General features: G+C 74.8%; 18 protein-coding genes. 7 read left to right on the forward strand and 11 right to left on the reverse strand.

The window, feature by feature from the left end; translation table 11 throughout:
• Positions 1 to 46 precede the first annotated feature (46 nt).
• Positions 47 to 1,216, reverse strand: a complete 1,170-nt coding sequence (gene xylA, locus ACFV2S_RS20460) for a xylose isomerase (RefSeq protein WP_385560784.1) — start codon at positions 1,214 to 1,216, stop codon at positions 47 to 49.
• Positions 1,217 to 1,322: 106 nt separating this feature from the next.
• Between xylA and xylB the strand changes: the two genes are divergently transcribed.
• Together xylB and ACFV2S_RS20470 are read left to right on the forward strand one after the other, a co-directional pair.
• Positions 1,323 to 2,801, forward strand: coding sequence for a xylulokinase (xylB, locus tag ACFV2S_RS20465; protein WP_385560787.1), 1,479 nt, complete (start codon positions 1,323 to 1,325; stop codon positions 2,799 to 2,801).
• Between the two features lie 86 nt (positions 2,802 to 2,887).
• Complete coding sequence (locus ACFV2S_RS20470; protein WP_385560790.1) at positions 2,888 to 3,118, forward strand: hypothetical protein; 231 nt, start codon at positions 2,888 to 2,890, stop codon at positions 3,116 to 3,118.
• Positions 3,119 to 3,227: 109 nt separating this feature from the next.
• Here ACFV2S_RS20470 and ACFV2S_RS20475 read toward each other — a convergent pair whose 3' ends face one another.
• The 7 genes from ACFV2S_RS20475 to ACFV2S_RS20505 form a co-directional block, all read right to left on the reverse strand.
• On the reverse strand, positions 3,228 to 4,031 hold the full coding sequence (locus tag ACFV2S_RS20475; protein WP_385560793.1) for a phosphatidate cytidylyltransferase: 804 nt from the start codon (positions 4,029 to 4,031) through the stop codon (positions 3,228 to 3,230).
• On the reverse strand, positions 4,028 to 5,809 hold the full coding sequence (locus tag ACFV2S_RS20480) for an aminotransferase class I/II-fold pyridoxal phosphate-dependent enzyme (RefSeq protein ID WP_385560796.1): 1,782 nt from the start codon (positions 5,807 to 5,809) through the stop codon (positions 4,028 to 4,030). Before ACFV2S_RS20480 ends, ACFV2S_RS20475 begins: the two co-directional genes overlap by 4 nt.
• Before the next feature lie 135 nt (positions 5,810 to 5,944).
• Positions 5,945 to 6,496 carry a DinB family protein gene (locus tag ACFV2S_RS20485; RefSeq protein ID WP_385560799.1) on the reverse strand — a complete coding sequence of 184 codons (552 nt, stop codon included), beginning with the start codon at positions 6,494 to 6,496 and terminating at the stop codon, positions 5,945 to 5,947.
• Positions 6,497 to 6,582: 86 nt separating this feature from the next.
• The gene (locus ACFV2S_RS20490; RefSeq protein ID WP_385560802.1) at positions 6,583 to 8,010 is read right to left on the reverse strand and encodes an amidase; all 1,428 of its coding nucleotides are present in this window, start codon (positions 8,008 to 8,010) and stop codon (positions 6,583 to 6,585) included.
• 83 nt (positions 8,011 to 8,093) lie between these two features.
• Entirely contained in the window at positions 8,094 to 8,621 is a 528-nt protein-coding gene (locus ACFV2S_RS20495) for a hypothetical protein (protein WP_385560805.1), read from the reverse strand.
• A gap of 147 nt (positions 8,622 to 8,768) precedes the next feature.
• A complete protein-coding gene (locus ACFV2S_RS20500) occupies positions 8,769 to 9,701 on the reverse strand; it encodes a ketopantoate reductase family protein (RefSeq protein ID WP_385560808.1) in 933 nt (310 codons plus the stop codon).
• Positions 9,701 to 10,267 carry a winged helix-turn-helix transcriptional regulator gene (locus ACFV2S_RS20505; RefSeq protein ID WP_383787371.1) on the reverse strand — a complete coding sequence of 189 codons (567 nt, stop codon included), beginning with the start codon at positions 10,265 to 10,267 and terminating at the stop codon, positions 9,701 to 9,703. Before ACFV2S_RS20505 ends, ACFV2S_RS20500 begins: the two co-directional genes overlap by 1 nt.
• Positions 10,268 to 10,347: 80 nt before the next feature.
• On the opposite strand from ACFV2S_RS20505, the gene ACFV2S_RS20510 reads away from it, so the two are divergent.
• From ACFV2S_RS20510 to ACFV2S_RS20520, 3 genes are all read left to right on the forward strand, one after another.
• Positions 10,348 to 11,556 (forward strand): ROK family protein, encoded by a 1,209-nt coding sequence (locus ACFV2S_RS20510; RefSeq protein WP_385560812.1) that lies wholly within the window; start codon positions 10,348 to 10,350, stop codon positions 11,554 to 11,556.
• A 263-nt stretch (positions 11,557 to 11,819) separates the two neighbouring features.
• Positions 11,820 to 13,289 carry an ABC transporter permease gene (locus ACFV2S_RS20515; RefSeq protein ID WP_385560814.1) on the forward strand — a complete coding sequence of 490 codons (1,470 nt, stop codon included), beginning with the start codon at positions 11,820 to 11,822 and terminating at the stop codon, positions 13,287 to 13,289.
• 43 nt (positions 13,290 to 13,332) lie between these two features.
• Positions 13,333 to 14,043, forward strand: a complete 711-nt coding sequence (locus tag ACFV2S_RS20520) for an ABC transporter ATP-binding protein (RefSeq protein WP_385560817.1) — start codon at positions 13,333 to 13,335, stop codon at positions 14,041 to 14,043.
• 23 nt (positions 14,044 to 14,066) lie between these two features.
• On the opposite strand, the gene ACFV2S_RS20525 is transcribed toward ACFV2S_RS20520, so the two are convergent.
• Together ACFV2S_RS20525 and ACFV2S_RS20530 are read right to left on the reverse strand one after the other, a co-directional pair.
• Positions 14,067 to 14,975 (reverse strand): M23 family metallopeptidase, encoded by a 909-nt coding sequence (locus tag ACFV2S_RS20525; RefSeq protein ID WP_385560820.1) that lies wholly within the window; start codon positions 14,973 to 14,975, stop codon positions 14,067 to 14,069.
• Between the two features lie 8 nt (positions 14,976 to 14,983).
• Positions 14,984 to 16,051 carry an SPFH domain-containing protein gene (locus tag ACFV2S_RS20530; RefSeq protein WP_385560823.1) on the reverse strand — a complete coding sequence of 356 codons (1,068 nt, stop codon included), beginning with the start codon at positions 16,049 to 16,051 and terminating at the stop codon, positions 14,984 to 14,986.
• Positions 16,052 to 16,227: 176 nt separating this feature from the next.
• On the opposite strand from ACFV2S_RS20530, the gene ACFV2S_RS20535 reads away from it, so the two are divergent.
• The gene (locus ACFV2S_RS20535) at positions 16,228 to 17,661 is read left to right on the forward strand and encodes a WGR domain-containing protein (RefSeq protein WP_385560826.1); all 1,434 of its coding nucleotides are present in this window, start codon (positions 16,228 to 16,230) and stop codon (positions 17,659 to 17,661) included.
• A 26-nt stretch (positions 17,662 to 17,687) separates the two neighbouring features.
• Positions 17,688 to 18,149 (forward strand): hypothetical protein, encoded by a 462-nt coding sequence (locus tag ACFV2S_RS20540; RefSeq protein ID WP_385560829.1) that lies wholly within the window; start codon positions 17,688 to 17,690, stop codon positions 18,147 to 18,149.
• Positions 18,150 to 18,171: 22 nt separating this feature from the next.
• On the opposite strand, the gene ACFV2S_RS20545 is transcribed toward ACFV2S_RS20540, so the two are convergent.
• The gene (locus ACFV2S_RS20545) at positions 18,172 to 18,594 is read right to left on the reverse strand and encodes a DUF350 domain-containing protein (protein ID WP_385560831.1); all 423 of its coding nucleotides are present in this window, start codon (positions 18,592 to 18,594) and stop codon (positions 18,172 to 18,174) included.
• Positions 18,595 to 18,769 lie beyond the last annotated feature (175 nt).

Below are 18,769 nucleotides of genomic sequence, written 5' to 3' on the forward strand. Positions count from 1 at the left end.
TCGCCCTGCGGTACGCAGTGTGGCAGGGCCGCGCGCGAGAGGCGGTTCAGCGCACGCCGAGCAGGTGCTCCAGGGCCAGTTGGTCCAGGTGCTCGAAGGCCATCGAGCGCGCAGCGGCGGCGTCCGGGTCGAACGTCTCGTACGCCGTGGGGTCGGCGAGCAGCCCCGCGAGTCCGTCGGCGGCCGTGGGGAGGGCGAGCTCGGGCAGCCGGGAGGCGGCGAGCGCCGCGACCACGTCGGGGTCGGCGCGGAAGGCCGCGGCGCGCTCCTTGAGCATCAGGTAGTTCCGCATGCAGTTCCGCGCGGACTCCCACACGCCGTCGAAGCCGTCCGTGCGCACCGGCTTGAAGTCGAAGTGGCGGGGGCCCGCGTATCCGGCCGTCTCCAGCAGGTCCACCAGCCAGAACGCCTGGCGCAGATCGCCCGCGCCGAAGCGGAGGTCCTGGTCGTACTTGATGCCCGACTGGCCGTTCAGGTCGATGTGGAACAGCTTGCCGGCCCACAGCGCCTGCGCGATGCCGTGCGGGAAGTTGAGCCCGGCCATCTGCTCGTGGCCCGTCTCGGGGTTCACGCCGACGAGCTCGGGGCGCTCCAGGCGTTCGATGAAGGCGAGCGCGTGCCCGATCGTGGGCAGCAGGATGTCGCCGCGCGGCTCGTTCGGCTTGGGTTCGATGGCGAAGCGCAGGTCGTAGCCCTGCTCGGTGACGTACTGGCCGAGCAGGTCGAAGGCCTCCTTCATGCGGTCCAGCGCGACTCCGACGTCCTTGGCGGCGCCGGACTCGGCGCCCTCCCGGCCGCCCCAGGCGACATAGGTGGTGGCGCCGAGCTCGACGGCGAGGTCGATGTTGCGGAGGGTCTTGCGCAGGGCGAAGCGGCGCACGTCCCGGTCGTTGGCGGTGAAGGCGCCGTCCTTGAAAACGGGGTGGGTGAAGAGGTTCGTGGTCGCCATCGGCACGGCGAGTCCGGTGCGGTCCAGGGCGGCCCGGAAGCGCTTCACGATCGCGTCGCGCCCGGCGTCCGGCGTCCCGAAGGGGATCAGGTCGTCGTCGTGGAAGGTGATGCCGTACGCGCCGAGGGCGGCGAGCCGCTCGACCGCCTCCACGGGGTCCAGGGCGGGGCGGGTGGACTCGCCGAACGGGTCGCGGCCCTGCCAGCCGACGGTCCAGAGGCCGAAGGTGAACCGGTCCTCGGGCGTGGGTGAGAAGCGCTGCGGCATGGTGTCTCCCAGCTACTGGCCGACTGATTTGTTTTCTGAGATAACTAATACGGGACGGGCCCGCTCCGCGCCAGCCCCCGGACGAGTCGAGAGATGAGGTGAGGGCGTGCCCGCGAGCCGCTCCGTCGTGATCGGCGTGGACAGCTCCACGCAGTCCGCCAAGGCCGTCGCCGTCGACGCCGACACCGGCGACCTCCTCGCCGTCGGCCGCGCCCCGCACACCGTCACCGGCTCCGCCGGGGCGCGCGAGAGCGACCCGGACCAGTGGTGGACCGCCCTCGTCACGGCCGTCCGCGCCGCCGTGCGGGACGCGGGAGTCCCCGCGTCCCGCGTCACCGGCATCGCGGTCGCCGGCCAGCAGCACGGCCTCGTCACCCTCGGCGCCGACGGCCGCCCCCTGCGGCCCGCCCTGCTGTGGAACGACACCCGCTCCGCACCCCAGGCGGCCGCCCTCGCCGCCCGCCTCGGCGGCCCCGCGGCCTGGCTGGAGCGCACCGGCTCGGTCCCCGTCGCCGCCGTGACCGCCGCCAAGTGGCAGTGGCTGCGCGAGCGCGAACCGGAGCACGCGGAGGCCGTGCGCGGCGTCCGGCTCCCGCACGACCACCTCACCGAGCGCCTCTGCGGCGTCGCCGTCACCGACCCCGGGGACGCCTCCGGCACCGGCTGGTACGGGCCCGCCGGAGGCGCCTACGACAAGGACGTCCTCGACCTCCTGGGCCTGGACCCGGCGCTGCTCCCGGCCGTCGCCGCCACCGGCGCCGGCCGCGCCGGCACCCTCACCCCGGCCGCCGCCGAAGCCCTCGGCCTGCCCGGGACGGTCGCCGTCGCCGCCGGGACCGGCGACAACATGGCCGCGGCCGTCGGACTCGGGCTCGGAGGTGCCGGACTGCTCGACCACCCGGTCGTCAGCCTCGGCACCTCCGGCACCGTCTTCGCCGCGACCCGGACCCGCCCGGCCGCCCCCGGACTCTCCGGGTTCGCGGCCACCGACGGCACGTACCTCCCGCTCGGCTGCACCCTCAACTGCACGCTGGCCGTGGACCGGTTCGCCACGCTGCTCGGCCTCGACCGCGAGGACGCCGCACCGGGCGGCGGCGTCGTGGTCCTCCCGTACCTGGACGGCGAACGCACCCCCGACCTCCCGCACGCCGCCGGTCTCGTCACCGGCCTCCGCCACGCCACCGCACCGGGCGCGATCCTCGGCGCCGCGTACGAGGGGGCGGCCTTCACCGTGCTGCGCGCCCTCGACGAACTCCTCGCCGCCTGCGGCCTCGACCCGGCCGCGAGCGCCGTACGGGACCGTCCGCTGCGCCTGATCGGCGGCGGCGCGCGCGGCCGGGCCTGGACCGGGACCGTCCGCAGACTCTCCGGGCGCCCCCTCGTCGTCCCCGCGGCCGGGGAACTCGTCGCCCTGGGCGCCGCGGCCCTCGCCGCGGCCTGCGTCACCGGCGCCGACCCCGTGGCGCTCGCCACCGCCTGGGGCACGGGCACGGGGGAGCTGCTGCCCCCGGTCCCCCGCGACGAGGAGACCTGGGAACGGATCGCGGGCGTGCTCGCCGAGGCGACACCGGGACTGCTCGGCTGACGGCCGTCCCCGGAAGATCGGCGGCGAACCCCTGCCCCCCGCACCGATCTCCGGGTTACCCTGCGGCAAACGACGGGGGAGGCACCATGACTTCGCTACTCATCCTGTTCGGCGTCCTCGGCGGCATCGGGGTGCTGCTGATCGTCACCCTGCTCCGCAGGGGAGGCGGCGGGTCCGACACGGTCGACGGCGTGCTCCAGGAGCAGCAGGCGCTCCGGCAGGCCCAGATCGACAAGGTCTCCTTCAACTCCTTCGCCGCACACAACTCCATGCCGACCGCGAACGACACCTACGTCCGCCGCGGCGGACGGCCCTAGGGGGGCTTGTAGATCAGGCCGGGCAGGCGGGGCCCGAGGAAGGCCGTCCAGCCCCGGACCAGAAGCGAGGAAGGCCGTCCAGCCCGGCACCAGATGCGAGGAAGGCCGTCTAGCCCAGCACCAGCAGCACCGCCAGGGCGACGAGGAGGGAGTCGACGCGGTCCAGGAGGCCGCCCGAGCCGGCGAGCCAGCGGCCGGCGTCCTTCGCCCGGGCGCCGCGCTTCACCATCGACTCCAGCAGGTCCCCGAGCGGCCCGCCGACCGCCACGGCCACCGCCGTCTGCCACGTCAGGGACGACAGCACGGCCAGGGTCAGGAGGCCGGCCGCCGCTCCGGCCAGCGTGCCGCTCCACCGCTTGGCGGGCGACAGCGGCGAGAGCCGGGGTCCGCCGAGGCGGCGCCCGGCCGCGTACGCGACGATGTCGGCGATCGACACGGCCACGAACAGGACGAGGCCCAACGCGCCCGACGGGACGAGCCCGGCCAGGACACCCAGCCACACGAGACCGAGCAGGCCAGCCCCCAGCCGGCGCAGCCCGTGCTCGGCGTCGCCGCTCAGCAGCGGTACCCCGGCGATCGCGAGCGCCCCGGCCGCCGCGACCCGGAGCACCTCCCCGGGGGCCAGCCAGGCGGTCAGGACGAGCCCGACGACGGCCGCGCCGAGCACCGCCCGGTCGGCCGGGCCCAGCCGCAGCAGCCCGCCGAACTCCAGCACCGCGACCACCCCGACCACCGCCGCGAGCACCGCGATCCCGGGTGGCCCGAGCCAGAACGCGCCCGTGACCACGGGGACTCCGAGCGCCCACACACACCAGCGCATCATCAGCTCGCGCCGCCGGGTCGCCGCCACCGCGAGCCCGCCGACCGCCAGTGCCCCGCCGAGGTAGGGCACGAGAGCGGGAACCGTCGTCACCGGGCGACCCCGCCGCCCGGCACCCCCACCGCGTCCGGCGCCGACAGCGCCGAAGCCTCCGCGCGCAGCGCGTCCAGGGCGTTCCGGCACGCCGCCACGATCCGCGCGTTCTCCGCCGTGTCGCGGACGGCGACGCGGACGGTCCGCCCCTCGAACGCCGGGGACATCGGCGACAGGTCCCGCAGGTAGACGTCGTGGCGCCGGCACTCCCGCACCAGCCGGGCGGCGCTCGGTCCGTCCGGCGGCAGGGTCACGGTGAGGAAGTTCGCCAGCCCCGCGTCGACCGACGAGAACCCGTCGAGCGACGCGAGTTCGGCGGCGAGGCCCCGGCGCAGCTCCGCGGTGCGCGCCCAGCGTTCCGCGTAGTACGCGGGGTCGCGCAAGGCCGTCACGGCGGCCAGCTGGGCCGGCAGGCTGACGGGCCACGGCGGCGTCCAGCGGCGCAGCTCCCCGGCCGTCTCCGGGTCGGCCACCAGATACGCGGCCCGCATGCCCGACAGCGCGTACATCTTCGACAGCGACGTGCACACCACGACCCGGGGATCGACCGCGGCGAGACCGGCCAGCGACTCCGCCGGGTCGACGTAGCCCAGGTACGCCTCGTCGATCCACCACCGGGTCCGCGCGGGCGACGCCTCGATCACCGCGCGCAGCGCGTCGGCGGGGGCGTGGCGGCCGGTCGGGTTGTTCGGGTTGACCACCACCACGAGGTCGTACCGCCCGTCAGCGGTCGCGGCGGCGAGCCGGGCCGGATCGAGCAGCCAGCCGTCCTCCCGGCGGAGCCGGAGCCGGTCCACCCGGCAGCCGATCACCCGCTCGGTGACGTGGGCGTACTCGCCGTAGCTCGGGTCGAGGAGCAGCACCCGGCTCCCGGGCGTCAGCCAGCGGCCGAACGCCCGGAAGATCAGATCGGACGAACCCGCCCCGACGGCCAGCGACGCGGCCGGCAGCGCGCGTGCCCGGGCGATCTCCGCGAGCAGTCCTTCCGCACCCGTCGGCGGCGAGGTCCGCGCCGCCCACCCCGGATCCTCCGCCAGCACCGCGCGGACGTCGGGGGACGGGGGGAACCAGGCGTCCAGCACGTCGGCCGCGAGCACCTGGTGACGGCGGGTCAGCGTCCGGAAGTCCGTACCGATCGCGGAGAAGAACGCGCCGCCGTGCTCGCAGCCGTCCGCGCGCGGCGCGAACTCCGCGTCCAGCCGCCAGTCGAGGCCTTCGCGCAGCCGCTCCAGGGTCCGGCCGTGACGCTCCTGGACCGTCCTCGTCAGCTCGGCCACCGAACCGGTCAACACCTCGAACGAGACCGCGCCCGAGCGGACGGTCCGCCCCACCGGCCGCAGTCCGGCCGCGAGGTACATGTCGAGCAGTTCCGTGCGGCCCATCGCCACCACCCGGCGGCCGCCCCGTGCCGCGATCCAGCGCAGCGCCGCGTACATGAGGAGCGGCGCCGCCACGGTGGACCGCCAGCGCTCCTCCACGGTCAGGATGCGGATCTCGAAGGGCGACTCCTCCGACAGGACCGGCAGTTCCTCGCGCGTCAGGTACTTGTCCAGCGCGTAGCGGCCGACCCACGGCGGGGTGAGGCTGACGAAACCGAGCCGCGTCTCCCCGCGCGCGGCCACGAGGTACACGTTGTCGCCGTCGAGCCCGTCGCTCAACCGCCCGGACGGGTGCGCCGGATGCTGGCCCAGCTCCTCCGCGTACACCCGGTGCCGCAGTTCATGGATCCAGTCGTGATCACTGGGTGTGGCGGTGCGCAGCTGTACGGCGTGGTCCATGCGTGCTCCTGTGGCGATCCGTCGTCGGCTCCCAGGATGGAGAAGCCCGGCGGACGGCACCTGAGTACGTGTACTCACTTCGCTCACCGTCGCGGGAGAGCCCGAGGGGAACGGAGCCCGGCGACCGGCCGTCGTTCACGCCGCCGGGTCCTCGCCCGTGAGCCCGTCGACCGATTCGCGGATGAGGTCGGCATGTCCCGCGTGGCGGGCGTACTCCTCGACGAGGTCCAGGAGGATGCGCCGGAGGTTGGGGCGCTCGCCGCTCCGGGTGGTGTGGGCACCGAGCTGGTCGAGGCCGCCCGTGGCGAGCGCCTGCTCGACGACGGTACGGGAGCGGGCGACCGACTCCCGCCAGAGGGCGCGCAGTTCCTCGGGGGTGTCCCCGGCGGCCGAGCGGTAGTCCCAGTCGGGCGTGCTCTCCCAGTCGACGCCGTTCCAGGGTGCGCCGACGGGGGAGCCGAGCCACAGCCGGGCGAAGTGGCTGTCCTCCACGTGTGCCAGGTGCTTGAGGAGACCGCCCAGGGTGATCGCGGACGTGCCGAGCGTGGCGCGAAGGCCGGCGGCGTCCAGGCCGGAGCACTTCCAGGCCAGGGTCGCCCGCTGGCGTTCGAGGGCGCCGAGGACGGCCGCCGCCTCGGTTCCGGCGAGGGGCGGTTCGGGCCATGTCTCCACGGTGGTCTCGGTCATGGGGAAGAGCCTAGCCAGCGGGACCGACACCGCGGCTCCCAGGGGCCCGAGGCGTCCCGGGAGCCGCGCCGGCCGGACCCTCCCGCTCAGAGTGCCGGGCGACGGCCCCACGGGCGGACCGCCTCGATCGCCGCCGCAGCGCGGAAGACGGTGACGTCGTCGTAGGTGCGTCCGACGAGCTGGACTCCGGTCGGCACGCCGGTCGAGGCGAAACCGGAGGGCACGCTCAGCACCGGACAGCGGCTGGCGATGTTGAACACCGTGGTCATCGCGGCCTCCAGGTACGAGTCCAGCTCGACCCCGCCGATCACGACCTTGGTCGAGAGGTAGTCGTCGTCGGCCCGCAGCGCCGGGACGGCCGTCGTCGGGCACAGCAGGAGGTCGTGGCGGTCGAGCAGGGCGCCGAGCGTCCGCTGCACCGACGCCTCCAGCTCCAGGCCGCGCATGATGCTCCCGGGCTCGCGGACGGCCTCGGAGGTCCGCTCGGCGAAGTCGAGCGCGTACGCGGTGAGCAGATCCCCGTGCTCCGCGGCGACCGAGGCGACGTACGGGCCGAAGACCGAGCCGAAGTGGATCATCGCGGCCTCCATCACGACGGCCCGCGTGATCGGGACCTCCACCTCCTCCACGATCGCCCCGGCCGCGCGCAGGGCCTCCGCGACCGCGCGGGTGTTGGCCTCGACCTCGGGGTCGACCGGCCAGTCCCCGAGGGTGACCGACAGCGCCACCCGCAGGCCCTCGACGCCCTCGAAGCGTTCCGGCAGGGTGAACTTCGGGCGCAGGGACACCGCGTCGAGCGGGTGCGGCCCCGCGATGACGTTCTGGAGCAGGGCGCAGTCGGCGACCGTCCGCGCCATCGGGCCGTCGTGGCAGTACGTGTCGAGGTTGAACGGCGCCATCGCCGGCACCCGGCCGTACGGCGGCTTGTAACCGACCGTGCCCGTGAATGAGGCGGGGATGCGGATGGAACCGCCGATGTCGGAGCCGGTCGCGAGCGTCGTCTCCCCGGCCGCCAGCGCGGCGCCTGCGCCGCCCGACGAACCGCCCGGACTGAACTCCAGGTTCCACGGGTTGCGCGTCACGCCCCACAGCCGCGACTGCGTGAAGGCCGCGCAGCTGAACTCCGGGGTGGTCGTGCGGGCGTGCACGATGCCGCCCGCGGCCTGGACCCGCTCGACGACCGGGTGCGTCTCGTCGGCGATCTCGTCGCGGAAGGCCAGCGAACCGTCCGTGCTGCGGCGGCCCGCGAGCGGCTGCTCCTCCTTCGTCGCGACCGGCAGCCCCTCCAGGGCCCGGGGCGCCTCCCCCTTGCCCGCGTACCGCGCCTCGGCCTCGCGCGCTCCGGCGAGGGCCAGCTCGAAGGTCCGCTCGGCGAGGGCGTTGACCTTGGACTCGACGGCCTCGGCGCGCGCGATGACCGCGGTCATCAGCTCGACCGGTGACAGGGAGCGGTCGCGGAACCGGTTCAGGGCCTCGGTGGCCGGCAGATAGGCGAGGTCGGTGGGTTCGGTCATGGTGGTGGGGCCCTTCCTGGGGCGGCGGAGGCTCGTCGCCGGGCGGCGAACCGCCTCGACGGCAGCATCGAACCGCCGTCCGTTCAGCGGGTCAACGATGTTGACGTAAGGCTTCGGCGGCGGTGGTACGCGATCGCCACCGCCGTCAGCAGCGGGGCCCAGGCCACGAGCGGCAGGTAGCAGACGTAGAGCAGGGCCTCCCGGAACGGGCCCTCGATGTGGGCGAGCGGGGAGTACGCGCCGATGCCCGCGTACACCACGTACGTGAACCAGCAGGTGAGGGCCGCGAGTCCGCACGCCCCCGCCAGCGCGGCGCAGGTCGCGCCGCGCGCGGGGACCGGGCGTCCGCCGAGGAACGGCAGGCGGCGGGGGAACACCTCGCCCCACTCCCGGACCAGCCCCAGCGTCAGGAGGGCGAGCAGCTCGGCGAGCACCGTGAGGCCGAGCTGGTACGCGGCCAGACCGAGGGTCGGATCGTCCACCCGGGCCACCGGTGCGCCGAACGTGAGGGCGACGCGCCAGAGGCCCGACGGCAGGACGACCAGCGGCACGGCGTGCGCGGCGAGGACAGCCCAATGGGGCACGTCCGGAAGGGCCTTGAGCTTCATCATGGGACCCAGCCTGGCCGAGGGCCCACGCCCCGGGCGTCGTCCCGGGGGCCGCTCCGGCTCCGCCGCGCGGGGGAGGGCGTCTCCTCCCCGCCGGCACCTCTTTCCCTCCGGTACCTCTTCCCCGCCGCCGTCCCAGGTGTCGACGTCTCAGGCGTCGGCGGCCCGGCGCTGGTGGACGCGCAGGTGCAGGGTCGCCAGGTCGAGGAGCGGGGTCGCCACACCGAGGGCGCGCGCCCGCGCCGTCAGGTCGCCGAAGAGGTGCTCGACCTCGGTGGGGCGGCCCGCCACCAGATCGCGGTAGAGGGACGGCACCATCGGCGAACCCGGCGCGGACACCACGGCCAGCGTCGCCGCCCGCTCCTCCTCCGGTACGGGGTGTCCGGCCGCCGCCGCGACCGCGGCGGCCTCGTCGAGCACCGCCGGGCCCAGGGCCGGACCGCCCTCCGCGTCGTACACCTCGCCCACCGTGCCGCGCATCAGGCTCGTCACCGCGCCGAACGTCGTGATGAACACCCACTTGTGCCACATCGCCGTGAGGACGTCGGCCGGTACCGGCGCGTCGATCCCCGCGCCCTCCAGGACCTCGCGGATCCGCCCCACGCGCGCGGACACCGTCCCGGCGGGAACGTCCTGCTCGCCGAAGGCCAGATGGGCCAGCGGGGCGAGCCGGCGGATGTCGCCCGCGTCGTCGAGGGTGGTGACCACCTTGGCGACGCCGCCGAGCACGGCCCGCGCGCCGAAGCGGGCGTTGAGGACGTCGATGTGGGCGAGGCCGTTGAGGAGCGGTACGACCGCCGTGTCCGGTCCGACGGCGGGCGCCACGTCCTCGATCGCCCGGTCGAGGCCGGTGGACTTCACGGACAGCAGCACGAGGTCGTACGGCTCGCGCAGCTCGCCGGCCGTGACGAGCCTGGGCTCCACCGTCCATTCCCCGTCCCGGCCCACGACCCGCAGCCCGCGCTCGCGCAGCGCCGCCGCACGGGCCGGGCGGACCAGGAAGGTGACGTCCTCGCCGGCGCGGGCGAGCAGGGCGCCGAAGTAGCCACCGGTGGCACCGGCGCCGACGACCAGGATCTTCATCAGGATGAACCCTTCGTGGAGCGCCCCGAGGGCGCGGTGGAGAGCAGCGGGGTGAGCAGCCGGTGCGGTCGGGCGAGCGCCGCCGTCACCGGGTCGTCGTCCGGGGCCGAGGGGGCGAGTCCCGGGCCGGGGGCGACCAGCAGGTCCTGGACGGGCACGGCCGCGCCGCAGCCCGCGCACAGCCCGTCCGGTGCGACCCGGTCCTCGTCCGCGGCGTGCAGGAAGACCCGTCGCGGGCCGCCGGCCGCCGCGTAGAACTCCTCGCCCCAGGCGGTGAGCGCGCGGACGGCCGGCCAGAGCGCGACCCCCTTGTCCGTGAGCCCGTAGACCTCGCGGCGGCCCGTGCCGTCACCGGGGCGGCGCGCGAGCACGCCGGCCTCGGTGAGGGTGGCGAGCCGGTCGGTGAGGACGGCCCGGGGGACGCCCAGATGCGCGGCGAACTCGCCGAACCTGCGGACCCCGTAGAAGGCGTCGCGCAGGATCAGTAGCGTCCACCGCTCGCCGACGATCTCCATCGAGCGGGCGAGGGCGCAGGTCTGGCCGCGGTAGTCGCGCGGAAGCGTCATGGCCGGAGCGTAGCGCAGAAGAGTTCGGTCACCGAACTGTTTTCATGGGAGCGAAGGGGGCGACTAGGCTCTCGCTCACCATGAACCAGCCCACAGGACCCAAGGCCGACAAGTCGGGAGTGCGGAGGCACAACCTGAGCCTCGTCCTGCGGACCGTCCACGAGGCCGGCGAGACGACCCGGGCCGCCGTCGCGGCCCGCGTCGGGCTCACCCGGCCCGCCGTCTCCTCCCTCGTCGAGCAGCTGCTCGACCTCGGCTTCCTCGTCGAGAAGGGGAAGACGTTCAGCGGCCAGGCGGGACGGCCGGGCACCGTGCTGACACCGACCGACACCGGACCCGCCGGCGCCGGAGTCGAGATCAACGTCGACTACGTCACCGTCCGCGTCGTCGACCTGACCGGCACCGACCGCGTCCGCCGCACCGAGCGCCTCGACAACCGTGCGGCCCCCGCCGCCGACGTCCTCGCCCGCGCCGCCCGCATCGCCGCCGAGGCCCTGGACGAGGCCGCCGCGGCGGGCCTCGCCGCGGCCGGCGCCGGACTCGCGCTCCCCGGGCTCGTCCGCGACGGGACGGTCCGGCAGGCCCCCAACCTCGGATGGAACGAGGTCCCCGCCGAAGCCCTCTTCGGCAAGGCCCTCGCCGCACGGCGCCCCGCCACCGCCGGTCTCGCCCTCACCTCCGACAACGAGGCCAACATGGCGGCCCTCGCCGAGCTGTGGTCCGGATCCCTCGGTGAGATCCGCACCTTCCTGCACGTCACGGGGGAGATCGGCGTCGGCGGCGCGATCGTCGTCCACGGCGAACTCCTGCGCGGCGCGCACGGCTTCGCCGGCGAGATCGGACACCTCGTCGTCGACGCCGGCGGCCCGCGCTGCCGCTGCGGCTCCCGGGGCTGCCTGGAGCAGTACGCCGGCCAGGCCGCCCTCCTCGCCTCGGCGGACGCCACCGGCGTCCCCGACCTCGTACGCCGTGCCGCGTCCGGGGAGCCGCGGGTCCTCGCCGCGCTCGCCGAGGCGGGCCGGATGCTCGGCCGCGCCCTGTCCGGCGCCGTGAACCTCCTCGACCCCGAGGCCGTCGTCCTCGGCGGCATCTACCCGCAGCTGATGGCCTGGCTGACACCCGCCCTCGCCGAGGAGCTCTCCGCCCGGGTCGTCTCCGGGCTCTGGACCCCGGACGCGGCGCGCCTGCGTCCGGCCTCCGCCGCCACGGACGCCTCGCGCGGCGCGGCGGCCCTGATCCTCCACGACGTCCTGGCCGACCCCCTGGCGTACGCACCGCCGACCGGCTGAGGGCCTCGGGTACGCGCCGACCGGCTGAGGGTTTCGGGTGGGCACCGCCGACCGGCTGAGGTTCCGGCGTACGCACTGCCGAGCGGCCGAGGTCCGGCGTACGTGCTGCCGACCGGCTGAGGGTCCGGCGCACGCGCCGCCGAGCGGTCGAGCGCCCGACCGGCCCGACGCTGCCGACCCGTCCGCGTCCCCGCCCGCCGGTCTCATCCCGCTCTCACGCGCGCCTTATCCCGTCATCACCTCCCGCGCCTAGTTTCGCGCCCATGTTCTTCACCTACCTCCGGCGCGAACTGCGCCGTCGCAGAAAGGCGGCGCTCGTCGTCGCCTCCGGGCTCGCGCTCGGCATCGCGCTGGTCATCGTCGTCAACTCCGTCTCCTCCGGCATGAGTCGCGCCCAGGGCAAGGTCCTGGAATCCCTCTACGGCCTCGGTACGGACCTGACGGTGACGAAGGCGCAGGAGCGGCCCGAGGCCGGCGCGCAGCCGCAGCGGCCCCGGTTCGAGTTCCAGGGCAAGGAGGACGGCAAGGAGCAGAGCAGCGACCGGCTGATGGTCCAGGGCTTCCAGACCCTCGCCGACTCCACCGTCGGCACGGTCGCGAAGCATCAGGGCGTCGACCAGGCCGTCGGCGGACTGAGCCTCGTCGATCTGAAGATCAACGGCGAGTTCAAGCGCGGTGAGATCCAGCGCGGCCAGGGCGGCCAGACCCAGCGCGGCGGCCCGGGCGGCGGGACCGGCGGCCCCGGCGACACCGTGACCGGCGGGGGCGCGGCCTTCGACGTCGACTCCTTCACCATCTACGGCACCGACGTCACCGCCCCCGGCCTCGGGCCCCTCACCACCTCCACCGTCTCCACGGGCCGCACCTTCAGGACCACCGAGACCGATGCCAAGGCCGCCGTCGTCGACAGCGCCTACGCGCAGCAGAAGGACCTCTCCGTCGGTGACGAACTGACCGTCAAGGGAGTGAAGTTCGAGATCATCGGCATCGCGACCGCCGACAGCGGGCAGTCCGCCGCCCAGGTCTACCTGCCCCTCAGGCAGGCGCAGACGCTCTCCGGCTCGGCCGGCAAGGTCACCACGATCTACGTGAAGGCGACCGACTCGACGCGCATCGACGCGGTCAAGACCGCCATCCAGAAGAACGTCTCCGGCACCACCGTCACCACCTCCGCCGACCTCGCGCAGACGGTCTCCGGCTCCCTCGACACGGCCGCCGACCTCGCCTCCCACGTCGGCACGTGGCTCTCGTACGCCGTGCTGCTCGCCGCCGTCCTCGTCGCCGGACTCCTCACCTCCGCCGCCGTCGGCCGCCGCGTCCGCGAGTTCGGCACCCTCAAGGCCCTCGGCTGGAAGAGCGGCCGGGTCACCCGCCAGGTCGTCGGCGAGGCCCTCGTCAACGGTGTCATCGGCGGCGTCCTCGGCATCGCGGTCGGACTCGCCGGAGCGTACGCCGTCACCGCCGCGAGCCCGACCCTGACCGCCGAACTCGGCTCGACCGGAGGGGTGTTCGGCGGCGGACGCGGTGGCGGCATGGGCTTCGGCGGCGGCCCCGGCGGAGCCCGTACGGCGGTCGGCAAGACGGTCGACATCGCCCTCACCGCCCCCGTCGGCGTCACCACCGTGGGTCTCGCCGTCCTCCTCGCCCTCGGCGGCGGACTCGTCGCGGGCGCCTTCGGCGCCTGGCGCGCCTCGCGGCTGCGCCCCGCCGACGCGCTGCGGCGCGTCGAGTAGCCGACCGCCCGAACCCACACCCACGCACCACAGGAGTCCCACCATGTACGAACTCATCGGCGTCACCAAGCAGTACCGGCGGGGACAGAAGAGAGTCGACGCGCTCGACGGGATCGACCTCACCCTCGACCAGGGGGACCGGCTCGTCATCCAGGGCCCCACGGGCGGCGGCAAGTCGACCCTCCTCCAGATGCTCGGCGGCCTCGACCGGCCCACCTCGGGCCGGGTCCTGCTGGACGGCACCGACCTGGCCTCGCTCTCCGAGCGGCGGCTGACGGCCGTGCGCGGCCAGAGCATCGGCTTCGTCTTCCAGAGCTTCAACCTCATCCCCACGCTCACCGCCCAGGAGAACGTGGAGACCGCGCTCGTCCCGCTCGGCGTCAGGACCGCGGAGCGCCGCACCCGGGCCGCCGAGGCCCTGGAGTCGGTCGGGCTCGGCGAGCGCCTCGGACACCTGCCGTCCGAACTCTCCGGCGGCCAGCAGCAGCGCGTGGCCATCGCGCGTGCCCTGGTCAAGCGGCCGAAGGTGCTGCTCGCCGACGAACCCACCGGCAATCTCGACGAGTCGATGCGCGACGAGATCGTGGACCTGCTCGAAGGGCTCTGCGAGGAGCACAGGCTCACGTTCGTGATGGTCACGCACGACAGCGCCGTCGCCCGCCGGGCCCCCCGCCTGGCCACGATCCGCAAGGGCCGGATCACGATCGAGGAGAACCGGCAGGCGACGACGGACCGGAGGGCGGTCGAGGCCTGACCGGCCCGCGGGACGCCGCGGACCTACAGGGAGACTCCGTGGCTCCGCAGATAGGCCAGCGGGTTCACGTCCGAGCCGAAGTACGGCGTGGTCCGCACCTCGAAGTGCAGGTGCGGACCCGTCACCCGCCCGGTCGCCCCCGACCGCGCGATCCGCTGCCCGCCCGACACGCTCTGCCCGGGCCTCACGTCGATGCGGGAGAGGTGGGCGTACTGGGTGTGGCGGCCGTCCGGATGACGGATCACCACCTCGTAGCCGTACGAGCGGCCGTACCCGGCCGTCACCACCCGGCCCGGACCCACCGCCCGGACGGCCGTGCCCGACGGCACCGCGAAGTCCTGCCCCGTGTGGTAGCCCTTCGACCAGGAGCCCCGCTGTCCGTAGTGGCCCGTGAAGACGTACGAGGAGACCGGTGCCGTCCAGCCCCGCGAGGCGGGTGGCGCGGGAGTGGACGGCCGCGCGGGGCGGCCCGTCCGCTGCTCGTACGTCGAGGCGTGACCGGTCCAGTACCAGTGACCGTGCGACGGATACCAGTAGACGCGGCACTGCGGGTCCCAGCCCCGAAGGCCGTGGAAGACGGGTTCCCGCGTGCGCTCGGCGCCCCCGGAGGCGGCGGTGCGCTTCTGGTACGTGGCGTGGTGGACGGTCCACCGCCACTCGCCCGCCTCGTTCCGGAACCAGTACTTCGAGCCGTCCCAGCCGGCGTGCGCGGGGGCCGGTCCGGCGGCGGCCGTGCCGGCGCCCGCGCCGGTCAGGGCGACCACGCCGACGGTCGCGACGACCGCGTGGCGCACCCCGTGCCGGGCGCGCCGCACCCCCGGGGTCCGGAGGGAGCGGGCCGCGTCCGCGCAGCCCGCGCACGCGCAGTCCCGGGGCGTCTCGTCGGCGAAGGAGGGCACGTCGAACCAGGTGCTGCGGTTGCTCGGGTCCATGGTCGTCGTCACTCCTCGTCCGGTGCGGCCGGGCCGCCGCTCCGGGTGTAGAAGGCCACGGTCAGATCCTTGACCAGGGCCTGGCGTTCGAAGTCGTCCAGCTCGACGAGCCCCCGCGTGGTCAGCCGCGTGACCGTGTCGTCCACGGCGTCGATCACACCCGTCAGGACGGAGTCCCGGTGCTTGGCGTCGAGGACGGCGATCTGCCGACGGCGCATGGCGGCGGCGACCTCGGGCGCGTACTCGATCCGGGTGGGCTGCGCGGAGAAGACGGCGATGCCGACCGGCCGGCACTCGGCCGCGAGCATCCGGGTCAGGGCGTCGCCGACCGCCTCGGCGTCCCGCAGGGTCGGCGCCCCGCCCCGGAAGGCGTCCGCCGGCAGCTGCGAGAGCACGCGCGCGGTCGCCGCCTCCACCTGCTCGCGCAGATAGCCGAGGTGGTCGTCGACCGTGAGCAGCGCGCGGGCGGTGTCCCGCACCGACCACACGACCAGCACGACCACACGCAGCGCCGAACCCTCCGCGTCGACCACGGCGATCGGCTCGCCGCGCCAGTGCCGCAGCCGTACGTCGATCCGGCGGCGCAGGACGAAGGGGCTGATCCAGACGAGACCGGTGCGCCGGACGCTGCCCCGGTAGCGGCCGAAGAGCGAGAGCACCCAGGCGGATCCGGTCCGGCCCCGGGTCAGGCCGCCGAAGGAGACGACGGCGACGACGACGCAGCCGGCGAGCGCGGCCCACTGCCACGGCGCCGGCTCGGCCGTGCGCAGCGGACGGAGCCGCCAGAGGACGGACGCGACGCCCGCGAGTGCGGTGAGGCCGGTGACGACGGCGACCCAGCCGGAGAGGGCGGGGCCGGGACGCTCCGTCAGGTCGGGTTCGTCGGGCGCCGGCCGATGGGGCGGGGGGACGGACGCGGCGGGGGAACCTGTCGTCTCCCCGCCCGTACGGCGCGGGGTAGGGGGCGGCGTCGGGGCGGGCCGGGACGGGGCGGGCCGGAAGAGGTCGTTCATCGGTATGCCGTCCGGGTGCCGGCGGACGCGGACGGGCAGGGGCCGTTTCTGCAGCTCGGTCATGAGGCCCTTCCGGCCGTTCGTGGGGTGACGGCTCGTCGGATGATCTTCATGCACCATGATCACAGGGGTGAATGTCCGGAATGCCGCGACGAAGGTCCCGATCGTCCGGGCCCTTGGTCCCTCGGCCAGGACCTCACCGCAGGCCGTTGTCAGTGGTGGCCCCTACCGTTTTCACCATGACGACGACCTATCTGGAGCTGTCGCAGGACGGCGGCGGTGCCCACAAGTTCTACGAAGTGACCGTCGAGGGCCTGGCGGTGTCGGTCCGTTACGGCCGGATCGGCTCGGACGGCCAGACCCAGCGCTCCGCGTTCCCGACGGCGGCGAAGGCCCAGGCCGCCGCGGCGAAGAAGATCGGCGAGAAGGTCCGCAAGGGATACGCCCCGGCGGTCCCGGGGCAGCGCGCCGCGCGGCCCGTGACCCGCCGCGAGGTCACCTCGGCGCCCTCCACCGCGCGGGCCGTCGCCCCCGTCCTGTGGCGCTTCCGCACCGGTTCGGCCGCCTTCGGCATCCACGTCGACGAGGAGCGCTGCTGGGTCGGAAACCAGGCGGGGGACGTGTTCACGCTCGACCGCGCCGGCGAGGTCCAGGCCCGCTTCAGCCTGCCGGACGGCGTCAAGTGCCTGGTCGCCGACGACTTCTGGATCTACGCGGGCTGCGACGACGGCAAGGTGTACGACCTGTCGTCCAAGCTTCCGTTCGCCGCGTACGACATCGCCACCGACGTCGACATCTTCTGGCTCGACATCCACGAGGGCGTCCTGAACGTCGCCGACCGCTCCGGCCGGCTCACCGTCATCGACCACGAGGACGAGCACCAGTGGGCGCGCTCCGGCGCGGGCGAGCACGCCTGGATGGTCCGCGCCGACGGGGACGCCGTCTACTACGGCGACACCCGGGGCGTCGCCGCCCACGCGCCGGACGGCGGCGGCGAGCTGTGGCACACGGCGACCGAGGGCGGCGTCCTCTTCGGCTGGCAGGAGGACACCGCGGTGTACGCGGGCACGTCCCGCAAGAAGGTGCAGCGGCTCGCGAAGAAGGACGGGCGCGTGGAGGCGGTGTACTCCTGCGACAGCCCGGTGTACTCCTGCGCCACCTCGCCCGGCGGCCGGTTCGTCTTCGCGGGTGACTCGTCCTCCTCGGTCTACTGCTTCGCCGAGGACGGCACCCGGCTCTGGAAGCTCGGCACCGGCGGCGGCTCGGCGCTCTCCATGCAGTACCGCGACGAGCGCCTCTACCTGGTGACCACCGACGGCTCCCTCGTCTGCGTGGACGCCGGCGAGGCGGCGATCGAGGCCGCTCAGGGCGGCACCGTCCCGGTCGCCCGTGACATCAAGCTCGCCGCCGCCCTGCCGGTGTACGAGCCGGCGACGACCGTGGCCGCCGTGGCCGCCGTCAGCGACGCCCCGGCCGGTTCGGTGGTCGTGGAGTGCGTGACCGAGGCGGGCAGGACCCGGGTGCGCGTCGTCTCGCAGGGCTACGACTCCGCGTGGAACGTGCAGTTCCCGCGCGCGATCCGGCAGCCCGGCGCGCGGTACGTGGTGGACGCCCTGCATCCGGCGGCCGGCGGGTTCTACCGGGTGCGCGGCGACATCCGGCGGCTGCTGTGACGACCGGCGCGGGGAGCGGCCCGGGCGTGTTCGAGGCGGCCACGGGCGACGGGCCGCCGCTGCCCCCGGACGGGTCCGATCAGCGGTCGCGGGAGATCCGCGCGGCCGTCGAGGGGCTGCTCCAGATCAGACGGCTGACCCTGCGCCGGGGCGGCGACCCGAGGACCGTGCCCGCCGCATGGGAGCGCGGCCGGCCGGTCCGGGCGGTGGCCCTCGCCCTGGAGTCCGGCGGGGTCACGCCCTCGTCCCTGGACCCCTCCGGGGCGCGGCTCTCCACCGGGTACCGCGTCACGGCGGGGGAGCGGCCGGGCACGGCCGTGGTCGAGTGGCTCGGCGCGCCCGGGGCGGGCGCGGCCCAGGAGGAGGCGGCGGCGCTCGGGGCGTGCGTGCCGGTCCTGGCGCGGCTCGGCTGGGACGCCCTCCTCTACAAGGGGCCGCGCGGCCGCCGCTTCCTGGAGGTGGAGCCCGTGGAGCCCCTGGACTCCTGAAGGGCCGGACGCGGGACGGGGATCAGGCGATCGACGCGGAGACGACCGCCGAGACCGCGAGGTTGCAGGAGGCCGTCACCCAGACCGCCGGGTGGGGTTCGGGGTCGACGAGCGTGGCGCCCAGCTTCCCCGGCGTGACCAGGTCGACGACGAGGAAGGCCACCGCCATCATCACCAGGCCGAGAAGACCGAACGCGGCCGTCGACACGAGCCCCTTGCCGAAGTCGTCGTACGTCGTCCAGATCGAGGTGAAGACGATGCCGCCGACGCCCAGGAGCGCCGAGCTGAGCAGCGTCGCGGCGTTGCGGTTCCGGTCCTCCCAGATCTGCCGTCCGAGCTTGCCGGGGGTCAGCAGATCCACCAGCACGATCCCCAGGATCAGCAGGACCACGCCGAGGGCGCCGTAGGCGGCGGCCCGGCCGAGGCCGTTGACGATGTCGCTCATGAGGTGCCGGCTCCGGAGGGTCGCGATCGTGGGGATCGGTGGTCAAGGACCGGCAAAATGTAGCGCACGCGTCGAGAACGGCCCCGCGCGGGGCCGCGCGCCGCGGGCCGGGCGCGGGCGCGGGCGGCCGGGCGGGCGCGCAGGGCCCCGCCCCCGCCCCGGCTAGCGGCGACGG

The organism is Streptomyces sp. NPDC059695, from assembly GCF_042733785.1.
In the GTDB taxonomy this organism is placed as follows: Bacteria; Actinomycetota; Actinomycetes; order Streptomycetales; family Streptomycetaceae; genus Streptomyces.